This is a genomic window from Acinetobacter sp. 22512 (assembly GCF_052044755.1).
In the GTDB taxonomy this organism is placed as follows: domain Bacteria; phylum Pseudomonadota; class Gammaproteobacteria; order Pseudomonadales; family Moraxellaceae; genus Acinetobacter; species Acinetobacter pittii.
In genome coordinates this window covers 46,324-65,087 of record NZ_JBQENP010000007.1, presented here as the reverse complement: position 1 = coordinate 65,087, position 18,764 = coordinate 46,324, and the positions used below count along the sequence as shown (strand labels likewise).

General features: G+C 38.5%; 15 protein-coding genes. 10 read left to right on the top strand and 5 right to left on the bottom strand.

Annotated features, from left to right (window positions below; genetic code table 11):
• Positions 1-8: 8 nt before the first annotated feature.
• The 5 genes from smc to ACTJJG_RS09605 all read left to right on the top strand — a co-directional run bounded on the left by smc (position 9) and on the right by ACTJJG_RS09605 (position 8,839).
• Positions 9-3,458, top strand: a complete 3,450-nt coding sequence (gene smc / locus ACTJJG_RS09625; RefSeq protein ID WP_372552698.1) for a chromosome segregation protein SMC — start codon at positions 9-11, stop codon at positions 3,456-3,458.
• A gap of 1 nt (position 3,459) precedes the next feature.
• Positions 3,460-4,506: a cell division protein ZipA C-terminal FtsZ-binding domain-containing protein gene (locus ACTJJG_RS09620; protein WP_334378260.1), complete on the top strand. Its 1,047-nt coding sequence runs from the start codon at positions 3,460-3,462 to the stop codon at positions 4,504-4,506.
• A 94-nt stretch (positions 4,507-4,600) separates the two neighbouring features.
• Complete coding sequence (gene ligA, locus ACTJJG_RS09615) at positions 4,601-6,640, top strand: NAD-dependent DNA ligase LigA (protein ID WP_005071003.1); 2,040 nt, start codon at positions 4,601-4,603, stop codon at positions 6,638-6,640.
• Between the two features lie 252 nt (positions 6,641-6,892).
• The gene (gene ftn / locus ACTJJG_RS09610) at positions 6,893-7,357 is read left to right on the top strand and encodes a heteropolymeric bacterioferritin subunit Ftn (RefSeq protein ID WP_001214863.1); all 465 of its coding nucleotides are present in this window, start codon (positions 6,893-6,895) and stop codon (positions 7,355-7,357) included.
• A 288-nt stretch (positions 7,358-7,645) separates the two neighbouring features.
• Positions 7,646-8,839 (top strand): MFS transporter, encoded by a 1,194-nt coding sequence (locus ACTJJG_RS09605; RefSeq protein ID WP_081318441.1) that lies wholly within the window; start codon positions 7,646-7,648, stop codon positions 8,837-8,839.
• A 69-nt stretch (positions 8,840-8,908) separates the two neighbouring features.
• Here ACTJJG_RS09605 and ACTJJG_RS09600 read toward each other — a convergent pair whose 3' ends face one another.
• Positions 8,909-10,342: an alpha,alpha-trehalose-phosphate synthase (UDP-forming) gene (locus tag ACTJJG_RS09600; RefSeq protein ID WP_032063852.1), complete on the bottom strand. Its 1,434-nt coding sequence runs from the start codon at positions 10,340-10,342 to the stop codon at positions 8,909-8,911.
• Positions 10,330-11,181: a trehalose-phosphatase gene (gene otsB / locus ACTJJG_RS09595; protein ID WP_017481308.1), complete on the bottom strand. Its 852-nt coding sequence runs from the start codon at positions 11,179-11,181 to the stop codon at positions 10,330-10,332. Before otsB ends, ACTJJG_RS09600 begins: the two co-directional genes overlap by 13 nt.
• Before the next feature lie 356 nt (positions 11,182-11,537).
• On the opposite strand from otsB, the gene ACTJJG_RS09590 reads away from it, so the two are divergent.
• The 5 genes from ACTJJG_RS09590 (at position 11,538) to bioD (ending at position 16,193) form a co-directional block, all read left to right on the top strand.
• Complete coding sequence (locus ACTJJG_RS09590) at positions 11,538-12,269, top strand: alpha/beta fold hydrolase (RefSeq protein WP_017402526.1); 732 nt, start codon at positions 11,538-11,540, stop codon at positions 12,267-12,269.
• Positions 12,270-12,362: 93 nt separating this feature from the next.
• Positions 12,363-13,643 (top strand): adenosylmethionine--8-amino-7-oxononanoate transaminase, encoded by a 1,281-nt coding sequence (gene bioA / locus ACTJJG_RS09585; protein WP_017481309.1) that lies wholly within the window; start codon positions 12,363-12,365, stop codon positions 13,641-13,643.
• Between the two features lies 1 nt (position 13,644).
• The gene (locus ACTJJG_RS09580) at positions 13,645-14,802 is read left to right on the top strand and encodes an 8-amino-7-oxononanoate synthase (protein WP_017481310.1); all 1,158 of its coding nucleotides are present in this window, start codon (positions 13,645-13,647) and stop codon (positions 14,800-14,802) included.
• The gene (bioC, locus tag ACTJJG_RS09575; protein ID WP_017481311.1) at positions 14,799-15,548 is read left to right on the top strand and encodes a malonyl-ACP O-methyltransferase BioC; all 750 of its coding nucleotides are present in this window, start codon (positions 14,799-14,801) and stop codon (positions 15,546-15,548) included. Before ACTJJG_RS09580 ends, bioC begins: the two co-directional genes overlap by 4 nt.
• Positions 15,549-16,193: a dethiobiotin synthase gene (gene bioD, locus ACTJJG_RS09570; RefSeq protein ID WP_017481312.1), complete on the top strand. Its 645-nt coding sequence runs from the start codon at positions 15,549-15,551 to the stop codon at positions 16,191-16,193.
• 61 nt (positions 16,194-16,254) lie between these two features.
• Here bioD and rluB read toward each other — a convergent pair whose 3' ends face one another.
• From rluB to ACTJJG_RS09555, 3 genes are read right to left on the bottom strand one after another with little or no spacing between them, the layout of a single operon-like run.
• A complete protein-coding gene (gene rluB, locus ACTJJG_RS09565) occupies positions 16,255-17,178 on the bottom strand; it encodes a 23S rRNA pseudouridine(2605) synthase RluB (protein WP_017481313.1) in 924 nt (307 codons plus the stop codon).
• A 41-nt stretch (positions 17,179-17,219) separates the two neighbouring features.
• Positions 17,220-17,816 (bottom strand): SMC-Scp complex subunit ScpB, encoded by a 597-nt coding sequence (scpB, locus tag ACTJJG_RS09560; protein ID WP_002120355.1) that lies wholly within the window; start codon positions 17,814-17,816, stop codon positions 17,220-17,222.
• Positions 17,813-18,604, bottom strand: a complete 792-nt coding sequence (locus ACTJJG_RS09555; protein ID WP_017387236.1) for a segregation and condensation protein A — start codon at positions 18,602-18,604, stop codon at positions 17,813-17,815. Before ACTJJG_RS09555 ends, scpB begins: the two co-directional genes overlap by 4 nt.
• Positions 18,605-18,764 lie beyond the last annotated feature (160 nt).

Genomic DNA, 18,764 nt, shown 5'->3' with positions numbered 1-18,764 from the left:
AGGGCATTATGCGTTTAAGCAGTTTAAAACTTTCCGGCTTTAAATCTTTTGCAGATAGTACAACCTTAAATTTTAAGGCGAACCGCACAGCAGTGGTTGGCCCAAATGGTTGTGGCAAATCCAATGTAATCGATGCGATCCGCTGGGTGATGGGGGAGTCAAACGCTCGTCAGCTCCGTGGTGGTAGCATGCAAGATGTTATTTTTACGGGGACTTCCAAACGTAAACCCGTTGGTGTGGCCAGTGTTGAGCTACGCTTTGATAATACTTATGGAAAGTTGGGCGGATCATATAATGCTTATAATGAGTTAGCTGTTCGCCGTCAGGTCACTCGTGAAGGTAAGTCAGAATATTTCTTGAATGGTACACGTTGTCGCCGCCGTGATATTACCGATATTTTCTTGGGAACAGGCTTAGGACCACGCTCATATGCGGTCATTGAGCAAGGCATGATTAACCGCTTGGTTGATGCCAAGCCTGAAGAAATGCGTGTGTTCATTGAGGAAGCTGCGGGTGTTTCTCGTTATCAGGCTCGTCGCCGTGAAACTTTGCAGCATCTTGAACATACAGAGCAAAACCTTTCACGTTTAGACGATATTGCACTAGAGTTAAAATCGCAGCTTAAGACGCTTAAACGTCAGTCGGAAGCAGCGGTTCAATATAAAACTTTAGAAAGCCAGATTCGTACGCTTAAAATTGAAATTTTATCTTTTCAGGCAGAGAAAAGTGTACGCCTACAAGAAGAATATACCGTTCAAATGAATGAATTGGGCGAAACCTTTAAATTGGTTCGCTCAGAATTAAGCACGATTGAACATGATTTAGAAGCAACCAGTGCTTTGTTTCAGCGACTTATTCAGCAATCTTCACCGCTACAACAAGAATGGCAACAAGCTGAAAAGAAACTATCTGAACTTAAAATGACTCTTGAACAAAAACAGAGTTTATACCAGCAAAATAGTACGACTCTCGTTCAGTTAGAGCAGCAAAGATTCCAAACTAAAGAACGTTTACAGCTTTCTGAATTGCAACTCGAAACACTGAATCATCAGCTAGAAGAACAAACAGAAGCTTTAGCTGGAGTTGAGCATACAGCGACGGAGGCTGAACAAAACTTTGCTGATTTACAGTCTCAGCAAAAACAAGCACAACAACAGTTTGAACAAGTAAAAGCTCAGGTTGAAAAACAACAGCAGCAAAAAATGCAGATGTCAGCTCAAATTGAACAGTTGGGTAAAAATGTTCAGCGCATTGAGCAGCAAAAAGAAACATTGCAACATCAAGCAAACCAAATTCAATCGCATGTTCATGAAGATGAGCAGGGCGAGCTTGAGCAACTGCAACAGAAATTACTTGGCGAAATCGCGTCGCTTGAAACTGAAATTGAGCAACAATTACTGCATTTAGAGCAATCTCAACAGCAACATCAATCAAGTAAAAATCAGCAGCAAACGCTGAAAACAGAAATCCAAGTTTTATTATCAGAGCAGAAAAACCTAAGCCAGCTTGTTGCAAAGCAAAGTCCAAAACAACATCAAGATACGCTACGTTTAATGCAGGCTCTAGAGTTAACAGAGCAAGGTAAACCACATGCGCAGATTGTTGAGAAGTTTTTAGCAAAATGGTTACAAGCTCATATTCTTGAGACCAAACAAGTCTTTCAAGAAGGAGTTGCCCGCCAGTTAAAACCTTCAGAGCAAACAAGTAAATTTAAAGGTAACTTGGCTTGTTTGAATGAGTGGATTGCATCGCCACAGCTATCAATCTTTTCAAATGTAGCGATTGCACAAGATTTGACTCAAGCTTTAAATGAGCAAAAGCAGTTGCAACATGGCCAGTCTGTTTTGACTTTAGATGGCTATCATGTCGGGCAGGATTGGGTGATTGCCCTTATGTATGATGACGAAAGTCAAAGTGCACAAGGTATGCTGAGCCACCGTATTCGTCTAGATGAAATTGAACAAGCTCTTGAAAAGCAACAGCCTCAATTACAAGCACTAGATGAAATTGTAGTTCAGCAAAAAGATGAATTAGCGCAATTACAGTCTGGTGTGCAGCACAAACAGCAAGTTGTGAAACAAAAGCAAAAAGACTTACAACAGCTAGATGTGCAAATTGCTAAGCAACAAACCGCGGCACAAGCATTTTTACTGCAAAAACAGCAATTAAAAGATCAACTTGGTCAGTTAGACATGCAGCTTGAAGAAGATGCAATGCAAAAAGATGATCTTGAAATTGATTTGCATGCATTAGCAATTAAGCTCGAAACCATTTTACCTGACTATAAAACTTTGCAATTTCGGGTAGAAGAATTAACAGAGCAGTTAGACGAGCAGCAACAAGCCTTGCAACATCAGCAACAAGAACGTGAAATTTTACGCCGTAATAGCACGCAGACAACTCAACAGATTGAGTTGCTTGAAAAAGATATCTCATTCTTGCAAAGCCAATATCAGCAAATTAATGTTCAAATGGAGCAAGCGAAAAAGTTTGTTGACCCTATTCAATTGGAGTTACCAAATCTTGAGTCAGAGTTTCAGCAACAATTTGCTCAAACTGAAAAGTTGCAAAAGAACTGGAATGAATGGCAGCTTGAACTCAATAGTGTGCAGGAAAAACAGCAGACTTTGACCGATCAGCGTCATCAATATCAACAAAAAGATGAGCAGCTTAGAGAACAACTTGAAGCGAAACGATTGGCATGGCAAGCAGCCAAGTCAGATCGTGAGCATTATCAAGAGCAGCTTAAAGAGCTAAATGCCGAACTCCAAAAAGGCTTACAAATAGATTTAGCCGAGCACCAGCAAAAACTGGAAAAAGTACAGAAACAGTTTGAAAAAATTGGAGCGGTTAACCTTGCCGCTTCACAAGAGTTTGAAGAAGTTTCTCAGCGTTTTGATGAGCTGAGTCACCAGATTCAAGATTTGGAAAATACGGTAACTCAATTAAAAGATGCGATGAAAAGCATTGATCAAGAAACCCGTAAGCTGTTTATGACAACTTTTGATCAGATCAATCAGGAGTTGCAAAACCTGTTTCCAAAGGTTTTTAATGGTGGTGAGGCGAGTTTAAGTCTTGAAGATGACTGGCAATCTGGTGTTAAACTGATGGCAAGGCCACCGGGTAAGAAAAATAGTTCTCTAGCATTACTTTCCGGTGGAGAAAAGGCTTTAACAGCGTTAGCATTAGTATTTGCGATTTTTAGATTAAATCCGGCACCGTTTTGTGTACTAGATGAAGTGGACGCACCACTTGATGATGCGAATGTTCAGAGATATTGTAATTTGGTAAAAGAACTTTCTGAACATGTACAATTCATTTACATTACACATAATAAGCTGGCGATGACCATGGCAACTGATTTGTTGGGTGTGACCATGCCTGAACCAGGTACATCAAAATTAGTCACTGTCGATTTAGAACAGGCAAAAGAATACGGGTTAGTTTCGGAGTCATAGAATGGAAATCAATACGATTATTGGCATCGTTGTTGCCATTATAATTATGCTAATTGGCTTAAAAATGATTTTAAAAAAGCCAAACCATGCTGAACCCTCATTAGACAGTGATTTACATATTAATCCTGATAGTAATCAACCAGTTATACCTAGGCACGTGAGAGATCAGCTTGAGAAAACTGAAGTTGAATCTGTGGCGGTGACTAGTGCAGAGCGAGTAGAGCCGACTTTAAGCGAAGCCGCGCCGTCACAAGTACCTGAAACAAAACAGTCAGAAATTGAGACCGTAGAACCCGCTAAAGCAATTCAAACTGAACAAACTCAAGCAGTTGTTGAAAACGCTTCTGTAGAAGAAATTAAATCTGAAGAAACACTACCAAGCTCTACCATTCATAAAGATGGTTCAGTTGAGTTGGTTGATACAGTTTCTGTTAAACCGGAAGCTGAAGCTTTAGCAAAAGAAAATCTGGAAGCTGAAAGCGAAAAAACTGAGCCTGAGCTGAGTTTAAACCCGAATATTGAAACTGCCGAAATTGCTGAGTTTGAAGGCGAGAGTAATATTCTGGATGTGCATTTACATGAACAGCAACGTTATGATGATGAAAGTGCATTAGCGATGGCTGAACAGATTATTGCGCTAAATGTTTATCCAAACCCTCGTCGTGCATTGTCTGGCGATAAAGCGCTTAAAGTGCTGTTGAAATATGGTTTACGCTACGGTGAAATGTCGTGCTTCCATCGTTATGAAAATACCGATGAGCCGAGTGTACTCATGTTCTCTGTATTGCGTATGACAGACAATGGACCAGCTGGGTTTGATCTTGAAACGCTATCTACTGAACAAGTTCAAGGGTTAGCATTTTTCCTTGCGCTTCCAAACAGTAAAGCCGTGACTGGTTTTGACATGATGGCGAGTATTGCAGGTTTAATCGCTCGTGAAATTGATGGCAAAGTTTACGATGAGAATAATCTTGAATTTACGCCACAGTTAAAAGAGCACTGGCGTCATCATGTGATTGATTATCGTCCGGCACAGGCGACCGCCTAGTTTTAATTTTTTACGTTCGTTGCGATAATTGCAACATATCTAGTCGCAGCTCAGGGTGGAGAAATTTCCACCCTTTTTTATGGTGAATAACATAATGGCAACAACTTCCGTGATCGAACAGATGCGTCAGCTTATTCAACTGATTGCAAAGCATAACCATGCCTACTATGTCATGGATCAGCCGACAATCTCGGACAGTGAATATGATCATTTATTTCACCAGCTAAAAGCTTTAGAAGAGCAATATCCTGATCTTGTTCAATCAGATTCACCCACTACAAAAGTAGGTGGACAAGCACTCTCTAAATTTCAAAGTGTGACTCATGTAGTTCCGATGCTTTCTTTGGGGAACGTTTTTAATCAGGAAGACTTGTTTGCATTTGCACGTCGTGTTGAAGAGCGTTTGCCTAATCAAAAAGTACAATACGAAGTCGAACTAAAACTTGATGGTCTTGCGATTTCTCTTTGGTATGAAAATGGTGTGTTAATACGTGGCGTTACACGTGGTGATGGAGAAACTGGGGAGGACATTACGCAGAACGTTAAAACGATTCGTAATTTGCCTAAAGTGTTACATTCAGATCACTTTGAAATTCCACGTTTGCTGGAAGTTCGTGGTGAAGTACTTATGCCAAAGTCTGGTTTTGAAAAACTCAATGCTGAACAGGAAGCCAAAGGCGATAAAACATTTGCCAACCCGCGTAATGCTGCAGCTGGTAGTTTAAGACAACTCGATCCTAATATTGCTGCGGCTCGACCTTTAGCATTTTATGCTTACGGCATCGCTCAATGTGAACCTAATCATGGCTTAACTACCATGCATGACAGTCTGCAATGGCTCACAAAACTTGGATTTGAAATTGCTGAACGTCAATATCTTTGTAATTCAATTCAAGAAGTACAGCAACGTTATGAGCAAATTCAGCAAGAACGTTCAGATTTACAAGTTGAAATTGATGGGATGGTTGTAAAGGTTGATGACTTAAAGCAACAGCAACAACTTGGTTTTTTAAGTCGTGAACCACGTTGGGCAACTGCTTATAAATTCCCTGCCCAAGCTGCATTAACTACGGTTGATCAGATTGATTGGCAAGTAGGGCGTACAGGTACTTTGACTCCAGTAGCGCGTTTAAACCCTGTGTTTGTAGGGGGAGTTACGGTTTCCAATGTAACTTTACACAACATTGGTGAGATCCATCGCCTAGATGTACGTGTTGGTGACACGGTGAGTGTTTATCGTACAGGCGATGTTATTCCTAAAGTAGAAAAAGTTTGGCCAGAGTTCCGTCCTGTTGATGCTGAAGTTGTACATTTACCTGAAAACTGTCCTGTTTGTGCCTCACCAGTGGTAATGCCAGAAGGGGAAGCTTTAGCACGTTGTTCTGGTGGACTGTATTGTGCTGCACAGCGTATTGAAGCGATTCGTCACTTCGTATCACGTAAAGCTCTAGATATTGAAGGTCTAGGCGATCGTTGGGTAGAGTCTTTATTACACCTCGATTTGCTCAAAGATGTTGCCGATATTTATCATTTGCACGAACACCGAGAAACTTTACTCGGGATTGAAAAAATGGGTGAGAAATCGGTACAAAATCTAATTGATGCCATTGAAGCCAGTAAGAAGACAACGCTTGCGCGTTTTATTTATGCTCTGGGAATTCGTGGGGTAGGTGAAACAACAGCTAGGATGTTAGCCAATACTTTCCAAACTTTGGAAGCGCTTAAAGCTGCTGATGTTGAAGCTTTAAAGAAAACACCAGATGTTGGTGATATTACTGCCGAGTGGATTGCTGACTTTTTCTTGGCACCGCACAACATTGAAGTGCTTGATCGATTAATAGCAGCAGGAATTCATTGGGATGCACCGACTGCACCAACACGCCAACCATTAAATGGCGAGAGCTGGGTGTTAACAGGCACTTTAGAGCAAATGACCCGTGATCAGGCAACACAAATGCTACAAGCATTAGGTGCGCGTGTAAGCGGTAGTGTATCGAGTAAAACCAAATGTGTTGTTGCGGGTGAGAAGGCTGGTTCGAAATTAGAAAAAGCAGCAAAACTAGGTATTGCTGTTATGAATGAGACTGATTTCTTATCACTTATGGCAAGCTACGGGCAGACTTTAAGCGAATAGATCTACCGAAATAAGAACCATTGATTTTAGTTACAAATTTATAAATTGATGGTTTGAGCCATATTTTAACGCTTGTCTGAACTTATAAATTGGACAAGCGTTTCTTTTTGCAGAGGAAATTTAAATAACTTAAACTGCAAATGCGTATGTTTCTCATTTTAATTTGATAAAAATCATAAACTTAACCATTTTTTGTTTTGCAATCACTTTTAAGATTGCCCATAATAGTTCTCATACGATAGGAGATTTATTATGCGTGGCAATCCAGAAGTCATAGACTATTTAAATATGCTCATTGGCGGAGAATTGGCTGCCCGTGATCAATATCTAATCCATTCTCGTATGTATGAAGATTGGGGTTTAAATAAAATTTATGAACGTATTGATCATGAGATGCAAGAAGAAGCTTCTCATGCTGATGCGATCATTCGCCGTGTATTGTTTTTAGGTGCTAAACCAAACATGCACCGTGAAGATATCAATGTTGGTACAGACGTTGTATCTTGTTTAAAAGCTGATTTGGCGCTTGAATATCATGTTCGTGAAAAGTTAGCGACAGGTATCAAACTTTGTGAAGAGAAGGGCGATTACATTAGCCGTGATATGTTGCGTCAACAATTATCAGATACTGAAGAAGACCATACATACTGGTTAGAAAAGCAATTACGTTTAATTGAGTTGATTGGCTTGCAAAACTATATTCAATCTCAAATTTAATAAAAAACCCAGCTAAGGCTGGGTTTTTTATTGGCTCATTTTAATAAAATGAAGTCTTAACTTAGATGTTGTTTTTGTCAAATTGAACATATTCAAAGCCTTACTATATAAGGCTTTGGCAGTTACAAAAAAGTCAGAAAAATTGTATCGCACCCCCTGTTTTTTTTATGAAATTGTTTATAATTTCGCCAATAAAACCCTTGCCTAGAAATTTAATGAGGCAAGGGTTTTTCTATGGAAAATCGGTTGGTATGGATCGCCAATGATTTTATGGTGAGTTCGCGAAATATGTTATTTACCAAACCTGCTGTTCTAGATACAGCTACTCTCCTAAGTACACAGCGTCTTGCAACACGACTAAGCTTTTTTAGCTTAGGTTTTGCGACTGCAGCTTGGGCACCTCTTATTCCTTTTGCACAGCAACGTTTAAACCTAAATCATGCCGATTTTGGTTTACTTTTGCTGTGTATGGGTATCGGGTCAATGATTGCTATGCCTGCGACTGGTGCTTTAGTAAAGCGCTGGGGATGTCGTCCGTTAATTGCTTTGGCATTGATGTTGTTAATGGTTTTATTGCCTAGCCTTACGATGTGGAGCAGCATTGTGACGATGGCCGTAGCATTGTTTATTTTTGGATCGGCAGCAGGATGTCTTGGAGTAGCTATCAATTTACAAGCAGTAGTTGTTGAAAAACATAGTGTGAGAGCTCTTATGTCTAGCTTCCATGGAATGTGCAGTCTTGGTGGCTTAACAGGCGCTATGCTTGTGACAGCATTATTGGCAGTAGGTCTTTCACCCTTAATGAGTACTTTATCAGTCGTTATGATTTTGCTTGTTATTGGTGGTGTTGCGATTCCATCTTGTTTAACGTCTTTTGAACAGGATGAAAAGCCACATGAAGATACCACTCAAGCGCCCAAAAAACTTTATCGTCCTGATGGCATTATTCTGCTTATTGGTGTGATGTGTTTTATCGCCTTTTTATCAGAAGGTGCAGCAATGGACTGGGGTGGTATTTATTTAACAAGTAAATATCAGCTTAATCCTGCTTTTGCTGGTTTAGCTTACACTTTTTTTGCGCTTAGCATGACGACTGGTCGTTTTGCAGGTCATATCTTGCTTAAGCAATGGGGTGAAAAAAATATTGTGACTTATAGTGCAATTGGAGCCGCCATTGGTATGGCTGTTATTGTAACTGCACCAGTGTGGCAAGTGGTTGTATTGGGTTATGCACTGTTAGGATTAGGTTGTTCTAATATTGTACCAGTGATGTTTTCTCGTGTTGGTCGACAAAACAATATGCCTAAAGCAGCAGCACTTTCTTTAGTATCAACAATTGCCTATACCGGTTCATTAAGTGGACCAGCTTTAATCGGTTTAATTGGGGAATGGACTGGTTTAAGTACGGTTTTAACAGGCGTCGCTGTATTACTATTTATTATTGCTTTACTTAACCGTTTTACATTAGTAAAGACAAACTAATTTATAAATAATAATCACCAAATAGCGAACATCGAGAAATTAAATTTCTCGATGTTCTTTTATTTAGATTTATAAAACCTGATAAATAGATTGATAATTATCTTGTAATAATCGTTGAGGCTTCATTAGTAAAGTTGGTGTCTTTTCTAAATCATCCAAGAAATTATTTCGCCAATGGGTAAGATCAGATGATGTTAATCCCTCTATCAATTGTTGATAACGATTAATACGCTCAGCTTTAGACATTTCTAAAGCCATTTTTAAAGCATCCATCATTGCCGCTCTATCTTGTGGGTCAACAATCAAGGCTTGAGACATCTGCTCAGCAGCACCAGCATATTTAGATAAAATGAGCACACCTGGATTTTCTGGGTCTTGAGCCGCAATATATTCTTTAGCTACTAGATTCATCCCATCACGTAGTGAACTGATCCAGCAAATATCTGAATGACGATAAATGTGCATGAGATTATGGTGTTGTACCGTGTCATAGCAGCAATCTACAGGTCTCCAGTCTTCATGCGCAAACTCTTCGTTAATTAACTCCAGCTTGGTTTTAAAACGTTGATATAAGCGTTGATAAGCTGGAATATCGGTACGAGAAGGGATCGCCACTTGAAGATGTCGAACTAAGCCATGATATTCAGGGCTGGTTTCCAAAAAGGTTGCAAATGCATTAAATCTTTCGAGTAAACCTTTTGAATAATCAATACGATCAACTCCAATAATTGTCTTTTGACGTGGTATTTCTTCAAAATTAAACACCGAAGAGGTAGCCAAATCTTGCTGGGCTTGTTTTTGTATAAGTTCAGGCTGAACACCAATTGGGTATGATTTAATTAATATTTGACGTTTTTTATAGCTAATACTGTTGCTTTGAATTTTTTGAGCTTCGAGTAAATTCAGACAAGTCTGCATGCAGGCATTTTGGTCAATCTGAGTTTGTAAGCCAATAACATCATATTGGCTCAAGTCTTGAATTAACTCACGGGCTACCGGAATTTTGTGCCAGATATTCAGACTGGCAAAAGGAATATGTAAGAAGAAACCAATTTTGTTTTGCATGCCTAATTCACGGCAATAGCGAGCCACACTAAAAAAGTGGTAATCGTGCACCCAAATAAGATCTTCAGGCTGAGCAAGCTCTTTTAGCTTTTGAGCAAATAAGCGATTAACCTTTTGATAGGTATTATATTCTTCTGCATCATATTCAATTAGATCATCTCTATGATGCATTGCTGGCCATAAAACTTTGTTAGCGAAACCACAATAATATTGGGCATATTGTTGATGAGTGAGAGGGCAGGTAATGTAGTCAATTCCTTGAGAATAAGCCTGCGCAAATTCTGGCGCTTCGCTATCGGTAATTTGCTGCCCATTCCAGCCTAACCAGATGCCGTTACTATCATTTAGTGCATCTTGTACAGCTACAGCAAGACCACCTGCTGAAGCTTTACCCGATGGCATACTTATTCTGTTCGATAATACAATTAATTTAGACATAATTTTTCTCCATTCTGATTTTGGCTATTTTTGACATATAAGCTTTTTATTCTGTTTTGAAATAAAAGAAGAAAATCCGCGACATTATCAATATCTTTTAATCTATATTTTGCTTGTGTTTCACCCGGACCTACTTTAATACTAAGGCCAGATTGCTGATTAATGTAAGTGAAACCAGATTCATCTGTTAAATCATCACCTATAAAAATAGGTAATACAGCAGGTAAATCAAGATGATTTAATATAGTTTTAATTGCTCTACCTTTATCAGCTTGGTTTGGAATTAATTCAACAACAAATTTCCCTCTATTTATTTTTAATTGAGGATAATTTAAATTAATTCTTTGCATAATATTAATGGCATTATTTTCTAAATTAGGATTTTTACGATAATGTAAGGCAATAGAATATCCTTTATCTTCAATTAATAATTCAGGATGTTTATCACAATTTTTGGTAATATCTTGTTTTAATTTTTTGAAATTAATACTGCTTAAATCTGGTCGAATATAATTTCCTGAATCAAAATAAATATCTAAACCATGTAAACCAGCAATTGGAACTTCAATAGGATGTAGTAGTTTGCTTGCTGTATCTACATCACGACCTGTTACAGCAATAACAGGTATATTTAATTTAGTAATTTTTTTTATAACGTCTAAGGTAGTTTGTGGAATAAAACTATGCTCAGGATTAATTTGAAAGGGTGCTAATGTACCATCAATATCCAAAAATAAGCAGTAATTTTTATCTAAAGATAAGTTGTTTATAATATCATTGGGTGTAACAAAAGATGTATTTTTTTCTCTCCCATCAGATATTGTGCTTTGACTGTTCATATTAGCCTTCCTAATACTTTTTGATCAATAATTAATCTTCTAGCATTAAAATGAATTGGTGAGTCATTTTTTTTAATAAAAAAACATAAGTATTAACATTAATTACATTGCATAATGGATTTATAGGCGAAGTGTGGAGTATGTTGTTTTTTGATTGGCTTCAATGTTTAGATAATTAATTTTTTGTATGTTTACTATGAATAATGCGGGTCTTATTTATCAATATATTTCAGAATATTATCACATTATAAATGCTTAATTTTATGCTCTAAAATTTAATTTTTATATTGATTTTAAAAGATATTTTAAATCGATATTATTATATAATCCTTATAAAATTGGCTTTGAGCAGGCATATGAAGTTACAAAATAAAATTTTATTAATTACAGGTTGGGGAGTAGGAGTGGAGCCTTTGCAGTCCCTTAAATTGCAATTGGAAAAAGCTGGCTATCAAACACAACTTATTAATATTTTTAATATTTTAGATGGTAAGTATCGTGCCCAGCTTGATTTAGTTGCTGAGGTTGATGTAGTAATAGGTTGGTCTTTAGGTGGACAGTTAGCAACTCAACTGGTTAATACTTTTTATGAACAAACAGGGCAAACTAAAACTTTAATTACGCTCGCTTCAAATCCTTGTTTTGTTACCAACGATAATTGGCAGACTGCTATGCCTGCTGATGTGTTTAGTCAATTTAAGACTTCTTTTTTACAAAACCCGCAAGCCACTTTAAAGCGTTTTTATTATTTAATTACACTCGGTTCCTCTCAGGCTAAACAAGATTGGATAAGCATGCAAAACATAGCAAATCCGCCTTCAAGTGAATTGCTATCAGAAGGTTTGCAAATGCTTGAGCAACTAAATTTGGTAAATAACTTAAAAAACTATCTAGGTCCGCAGCTTCATGTGTTTGCCGAGCAAGATAATGTCATTCCTTGCAAAATTAGTGAAAATTTCAAGGATATCGCGACAGAAAACATGAGTTATAAAGTATTAGAAGGCGCTACTCATGCTTTTCCATACCTAGAAGTAGATCGAACAATTGAAGAAATCTGCCAATTTTTAACAATTCATCAGCAAAGTTAATAAGCTTTGGTTGATCTCGCAATTTTCTTTCATTCTTAACAGGTTTAACATGTGCTAAATGAAAGATTTAATTGCTGTAAAAGGGTATAGAGGATGACCGATAATTTTGATTTGGAACATATTTGGCATCCATATACCTCAATGACCCAACCTTTACCAACGTTTAAAGTTAAACGTGCCTATGGGGCAACGATTGAACTAGATGATGGTAAGACTTTAATTGATGGTATGTCGTCATGGTGGTGTGCAATTCACGGCTATAACCACCCTGAACTCAATCAGGCAGTGACAGATCAATTACAAAACATGTCACATATCATGTTTGGTGGTTTAACTCACGATCCTGCAATTGAACTTGGAAAAATTCTTTTAAAAATTACGCCGCCAAGTCTCGATAAAATTTTCTATGCAGATTCAGGTTCGGTAGCCGTTGAAGTTGCTTTGAAAATGGCTGTGCAATTCTGGACAGCACAAGGCCAACCACAAAAAACAAATTTTATTACTACACGTTCCGGTTATCACGGTGATACATGGAATGCGATGTCTGTTTGTGATCCTGTTACAGGTATGCATCAGATTTTTGGTACAAGTTTACCGAACCGTCTTTTTGTAGCAGCTCCGCAAACCAAATTTTATGAAGAGTGGAACCAAGAAGATATTGCCGAGCTAGAAGAAGCTATTCAGCAAAATCATGAAAACCTTGCTGCACTGATTATTGAGCCGATTGTTCAAGGTGCAGGGGGGATGCGTTTTTATCATCCTGAATATTTACGTCAGGCGAAAGCACTTTGTGAACAATATAATCTGTTATTAATTTTTGATGAAATTGCGACTGGTTTTGGTCGCACGGGTAAGCTTTTTGCTTGGGAACATGCACAAGTTGAGCCAGACATTATGTGCATAGGTAAAGGACTAACAGGCGGCTACATGACGTTATCTGCTACCTTAACGACAAAGCATGTTGCAGAAACCATTAGTCGCGGTGAGGCTGGGGTGTTTATGCACGGTCCAACCTTTATGGCCAATCCACTTGCTTGCGCGGTCGCTTTAAAAAGTACCCAATTATTAATTGAGCAAGATTGGCAGGCTAATATTGAGCGAATTGAACAACAGCTTAGCCAATATTTAACGCCTTTAAGTCAGCTTGATTATGTTGCCGATGTGCGAGTGCTGGGTGCAATTGGTGTAGTAGAACTCACCTTTAATGTTGATATGAAAACCTTACAGCAACAATTTGTAGACCGTGGAATCTGGATCCGTCCTTTTGGAAAATTGGTTTATGTGATGCCACCGTATGTCATCACGCATCAAGAGTTAAGCGATTTGCTCGAACAATTGGTTGAAGTTGTTCAAACGATGCAGGGAGCGAATTAAGATGTCATTGCTTGATCATTTTTCTGCCGAATTAGATGAGTTAAAGCAACAAGGTAACTTTAGACAATTTACCCAAAATGTGCAGCACGGACGTTTTATTACGATTCAAAATAAAACGATGCTCAACTTAGCTTCAAATGATTATCTTGGGTTGGCTGCTGATATCAATCTTCGTCAAGAGTTTTTAGATAGCTTTCCAATCGAGCGTAGCTATTTTAGTTCATCATCTTCACGTCTATTAACGGGCAATTTTGATGAATATGAACAATTAGAAAATAGCCTAAGCCAAGCATTTGGTGGTCGCGCGGCACTATTATTTAATAGTGGCTACCATATGAATATTGGTATTTTGCCAGCTGTTGCTGATAGTAAAACTTTAATATTGGCGGATAAGTTAGTTCATGCCAGTATGATTGACGGTATACGTTTATCTGGCGCTCAGTATGTGCGTTATCGACATAACGATTTACAACACTTGGAACAACTCCTCCAAAAATATCATGATGATGACAAGATCGAAAGAATCATTGTGGTCACAGAAAGTATTTTTAGTATGGACGGTGATGAGACGGATTTAGCCGCTTTAGTTCAGCTAAAAAAACGGTTTGCTAAAACTATGTTATATGTTGATGAAGCGCATTCAATTGGGGTTCGTGGTCAGCAAGGCTTAGGATGTGCTGAACAATATAATGTGATTCAGGAAATTGATTTTCTGGTCGGTACATTAGGCAAAGCATTAGCGGCGGTCGGTGGTTACATTATTTGTGATCCAATTATTAAAGATTATCTCATTAATAAAATGCGCCCACTTATTTTTAGTACTGCACAGCCTCCGATTGTTATGGCATGGGCAAACTTTATTTTTCAAAAAGTATTAGTCTCTCAATCTCAACGTGAACACTTAAAAAATATTAGCCAATATCTTCAACAAGCTGTTGTGCAAAAGGGTTATGTAAGCCCATCGACCAGCCATATTATTCCAGTCATTGTTGGAGAAAGTCAGGCTGCGATCGATAAAGCGAAATACGTTCAGGAAAGTGGTTTTTATGCTATGCCTGTGCGTCCACCAACAGTACCTAAAAACAGTTCGCGTTTGCGTATTTCTTTAACGTCAATGGTGCAGCAACATGAACTTGAAGAATTGGTGAGTTTTCTGTGAGTTTGAATAAAAACTTAGTTGCCCAGCGTTTTGCCAAAGCAGGGCAAAGCTATTCAGAGCATGCAATTGTTCAAAAACAGATTTGCCAAAATTTAACAGGTTTAGTTCAGCAGTTCTGCCCAGCTACGATGTCGCGTGTCTTTGAAATTGGTTGTGGTTCTGGCAATTTAACTCGTCTTCTTGCTACATCTTTTCAGTTTGAAGAGTTAATTTTGAATGATCTATATGCAGATGTGCAGCAGCACTTTAGTCATCAAGAAAATTTAAAATGGTTGATTGGGGATATTGAAACTTTAGATTTCCCTCAGCAGCTGGATATGATTGTTTCAGGTTCAGCTTTACAGTGGATGCAAGATTTACCGCATTTGCTCGAACGTTGTAATGAGGCTTTAACTGAGCGAGGTTGGTTGTGCTTCTCAACATTCGGTTCTAAAAACTTATTAGAGATTAAAGAATTAACAGGACAAGGTTTAAGTTATTGGTCAGTTGAAAATTGGAATAGTGCCTTAATTCAGGCTGGTTTTGAGATTTTGCATTTGTCAGAATCAGAAACTCAACTCTATTTCGATTCACCTAAAGACGTGTTACAGCATTTAAAAGCAACAGGTGTAACAGCAACGGCGCAGCATCGTTGGACTAAGCAAACTTTACAACAGTTTTATCAAGATTATGATCGGTTTAAGTATGCCGAAGGATATTCCCTAACATATCATCCGATTTATTGTATTGTCCGGAGAATGAAGTAAATGAGTGGCCAGATCTATTTTGTGAGTGGGATTGATACCGAAATTGGTAAAACCTATGCGACAGGTTTCTTAGCAAAATTATGGACTGAGCAGGGTAAAAAAGTGATTACTCAAAAACTCATTCAGACAGGTAATACTGATATTTCTGAGGATATTGAAAAGCATCGTGAAATTATGGGGCAGGGTTGGTTTCAAGAAGATCATGACAAGCTAACCATGCCTGAAATCTTCAGTTATCCTGCTTCACCTCATCTTGCAACACGTCTTGATAACCGAGAAATTGATTTTCAAAAAATTGAAAATGCGACCAAAACATTGGCGGAGCGTTTTGAAATCGTATTGTTGGAAGGTGCTGGAGGCTTAATGGTGCCATTAACCACTAGTTTGCTTACCATTGATTATGTCGCTCAGCATCAGTTTTCCGTTATTTTAGTAACATCGGGCCGTTTAGGAAGTATTAACCATACTTTGCTTAGTCTTGAAGCACTTAAGTCTCGGGGGCTGAAGTTGCATGCCTTGGTTTATAATCTAAAAGATGAATCAAAAGATCCATTAATTTCTCAAGATACTTCAAATTATTTGAAAGATTACTTAGCTATTCATTTCCCCGAAGCTGAATGGATTGAACTGGCAAAAATGAATTAAGTTAAACGGCTATAAAAAACCGCTCAAATTTGAGCGGTTTTTTTTACATCTTTTTAATATCTTAGAATTTCTTCGAACCGCGGTTAAAACCAGTCGATTTACGTTGGTTCCCTGTGTTAACAGGAGTTTCTTTTTCATCATCACGACGTTGTTGACGTAAGTATCCGCCACGACGCGCAGCCATTGGTTTTTCAGTCATACGATCAGTACGGCGTTTTGCCATACCAAATAAACCTGTACCTTGACGTGGTTTTAACTCAACCGATTTGGCTAAGTTGTCGATGTCAGTTTTGTCGAGTTCCATCCAACGACCAGTACGTAATTCGCGCGGTAAAATAACTGTGCCGTAGCGTGTACGTAATAAACGGCTTACTTTAAGATCTTGCGATTCAAAAATACGACGTACTTCGCGGTTACGACCTTCTTTTACTACAACTTGGTACCAGCGGTTAATACCTTCACCACCAATTTCAGAGAATGATTCGAATTTGGCAGGGCCATCTTCGAGCTCTACTCCGTTGACCATGTTTTGGCGTAGTTTTGGCGTTACTTCACCCATTACTCGAACAGCGTATTCACGTTCGATTTCATTAGATGGGTGCATTAAGCGGTTAGCAAGTTCACCATCATTTGTGAATAGTAATAAACCAGTACTGTTAATATCCAGACGACCTACCATTACCCAGCGGTCATTGGCAATTTGTGGTAAATGATCAAATACGGTTGGGCGTTTTTCAGGATCATTACGTGAACAGATTTCACCCTCAGGCTTATAATAAATCAGTACGCGACGACGAATTTCGTCTTCAATCTGAAACTGAACTTTACGGCCATCAATGCGTAATTCATCGCCTGGTTCAATGCGCTCACCCACTTGGGCAACACGACCGTTTACACTCACGCGTCCTGCGGCAATAACCTCTTCCATATATCGGCGGGAACCTAATCCGATTCGCGCTAATACTTTTTGCAATTTTTCACTCATGACAGCACAACCTTAGACATAATGATCAACAGTCCACCTCTTTATGATTTCGGTGCATTTGCATCGAGAGCCATAAAGGCTTCCTTGGCGTTCTGTAGGGGAGGCAATTGGCCTAGAGAGGCTAGACCAAAAGCATTCAGAAACTGAGGCGTTGTAATTAGCAACGCAGGTCTTCCGGGTAAATCTCTAAAACCGGCTTCTTTAATCCAGTTCCAGTCAAATAGTGTTCTAAGAATTTGACTATTATTAGATACACCACGAATTTGTTCAATATCAGCTCGGGTAACCGGTTGATGATAAGCAATGACAGCCAGGGTTTCTAGTAATGAAGGCGACAGTTTTGTTGGTCGCTCTGGCCAAATTTGCGCAATAATACTACGATATTTAGATCTTACCTGAAAGCGAAACCCTTGTGCTGTTTCAATCAGCTCAATAGATCGACCATGTTGTAATAGCGCGAGCTGTTGCAAGAGCTGACGAAGCTGTTGTTTATTATATTGATTGTTAAATGCTTCTTTTAAGCGGGCAATTGAAACAGGCGCTTCACTGGCAAAGATAATTGCTTCAAGTTGTAATAAGACTTCATGATGTATGTCAGCTAATGACAAATCACTATTATTTTGTTCAAAACTACTCATATTGAAGATCCTTGAATTGCTAACGGGGCTTCAATACCAGTGGCAATAATTTTAATTTTCTGTTGGCGAGTCAATTCTAAAACTGCCATAAAAGTAACAACCATTCCCATACGACCTTGCTGGGGATTGAGTAATTCTTTAAAACTTAACACGTCACCAGACTCTAATTTCTCTTCAATATATGCAATACGTTCTTCGAGTAAAACAGGTTCTTGAGCGACAACATGGGTAATAGGTTCGGGGCGATTAAATACACAGAACAACGCATCATGTAGCGCTGAGATATCGTAACCTTCATAAACAGGAGAGATATGTCCCAAGCTTACATTGGCACTAAATGTATCGCGCTCAAGAATTGGCATTTGACCTAAACGCTCAGCTGCTTGCTTAATGCGTAGATAGGTTTCAAGACGATCAATAAGCTCCTGCTTAGGATCTTTTTCAATACTTATAATTGTAGGTTTTGGTAGAAGTAGGCGAGACTTCAAGTCAGCCAATAAAGCAGCCATCACCATATAATCTGCTGTCAACTCGATATTTAAAGATTTCATGCTATCCATATAGGCCAAATATTGAGTCGCTATAGGAGCAATATCGAGTTGAATTAAATCGAAACCGTTTTTCTGAATCAGATAAATTAAAAAATCTAATGGACCTTCAAACCGCTCGAGCAAAATCTCAAATGCAGCTGGAGGTATATAGAGATCTTCTGGAATTTTGTCATGCCACTCATCTAAAACACGGATGTGTGGAGCGTCTTCCATGGATTGATGAAGTGATTGATTCATTACGATTATAAGCCACGCGAATTTTCAAAAGCATGAGACTTGTTATTCAAGTCCTAGACAGCTGTAAGTAGAAGAACAGCAGATAGTGAAAATCATTCTAAATGAATTGTGTCTTTTAATAAATTACTTAACGACTAAAGTGTAAAAAAAATCCAAAATA

What these genes read in the sequence shown, in the direction of transcription:
- smc (WP_372552698.1), top strand. Translation starts at nt 9, where the DNA reads ATGCGTTTAAGCAGTTTAAAACTTTCCGGCTTTAAATCTTTTGCAGAT.
- ACTJJG_RS09620 (WP_334378260.1), top strand. Translation starts at nt 3,460, where the DNA reads ATGGAAATCAATACGATTATTGGCATCGTTGTTGCCATTATAATTATG.
- ligA (WP_005071003.1), top strand. Translation starts at nt 4,601, where the DNA reads ATGGCAACAACTTCCGTGATCGAACAGATGCGTCAGCTTATTCAACTG.
- ftn (WP_001214863.1), top strand. Translation starts at nt 6,893, where the DNA reads ATGCGTGGCAATCCAGAAGTCATAGACTATTTAAATATGCTCATTGGC.
- ACTJJG_RS09605 (WP_081318441.1), top strand. Translation starts at nt 7,646, where the DNA reads ATGTTATTTACCAAACCTGCTGTTCTAGATACAGCTACTCTCCTAAGT.
- ACTJJG_RS09600 (WP_032063852.1), bottom strand. Translation starts at nt 10,342, where the DNA reads ATGTCTAAATTAATTGTATTATCGAACAGAATAAGTATGCCATCGGGT.
- otsB (WP_017481308.1), bottom strand. Translation starts at nt 11,181, where the DNA reads ATGAACAGTCAAAGCACAATATCTGATGGGAGAGAAAAAAATACATCT.
- ACTJJG_RS09590 (WP_017402526.1), top strand. Translation starts at nt 11,538, where the DNA reads ATGAAGTTACAAAATAAAATTTTATTAATTACAGGTTGGGGAGTAGGA.
- bioA (WP_017481309.1), top strand. Translation starts at nt 12,363, where the DNA reads ATGACCGATAATTTTGATTTGGAACATATTTGGCATCCATATACCTCA.
- ACTJJG_RS09580 (WP_017481310.1), top strand. Translation starts at nt 13,645, where the DNA reads ATGTCATTGCTTGATCATTTTTCTGCCGAATTAGATGAGTTAAAGCAA.
- bioD (WP_017481312.1), top strand. Translation starts at nt 15,549, where the DNA reads ATGAGTGGCCAGATCTATTTTGTGAGTGGGATTGATACCGAAATTGGT.
- rluB (WP_017481313.1), bottom strand. Translation starts at nt 17,178, where the DNA reads ATGAGTGAAAAATTGCAAAAAGTATTAGCGCGAATCGGATTAGGTTCC.
- scpB (WP_002120355.1), bottom strand. Translation starts at nt 17,816, where the DNA reads ATGAGTAGTTTTGAACAAAATAATAGTGATTTGTCATTAGCTGACATA.
- ACTJJG_RS09555 (WP_017387236.1), bottom strand. Translation starts at nt 18,604, where the DNA reads ATGAATCAATCACTTCATCAATCCATGGAAGACGCTCCACACATCCGT.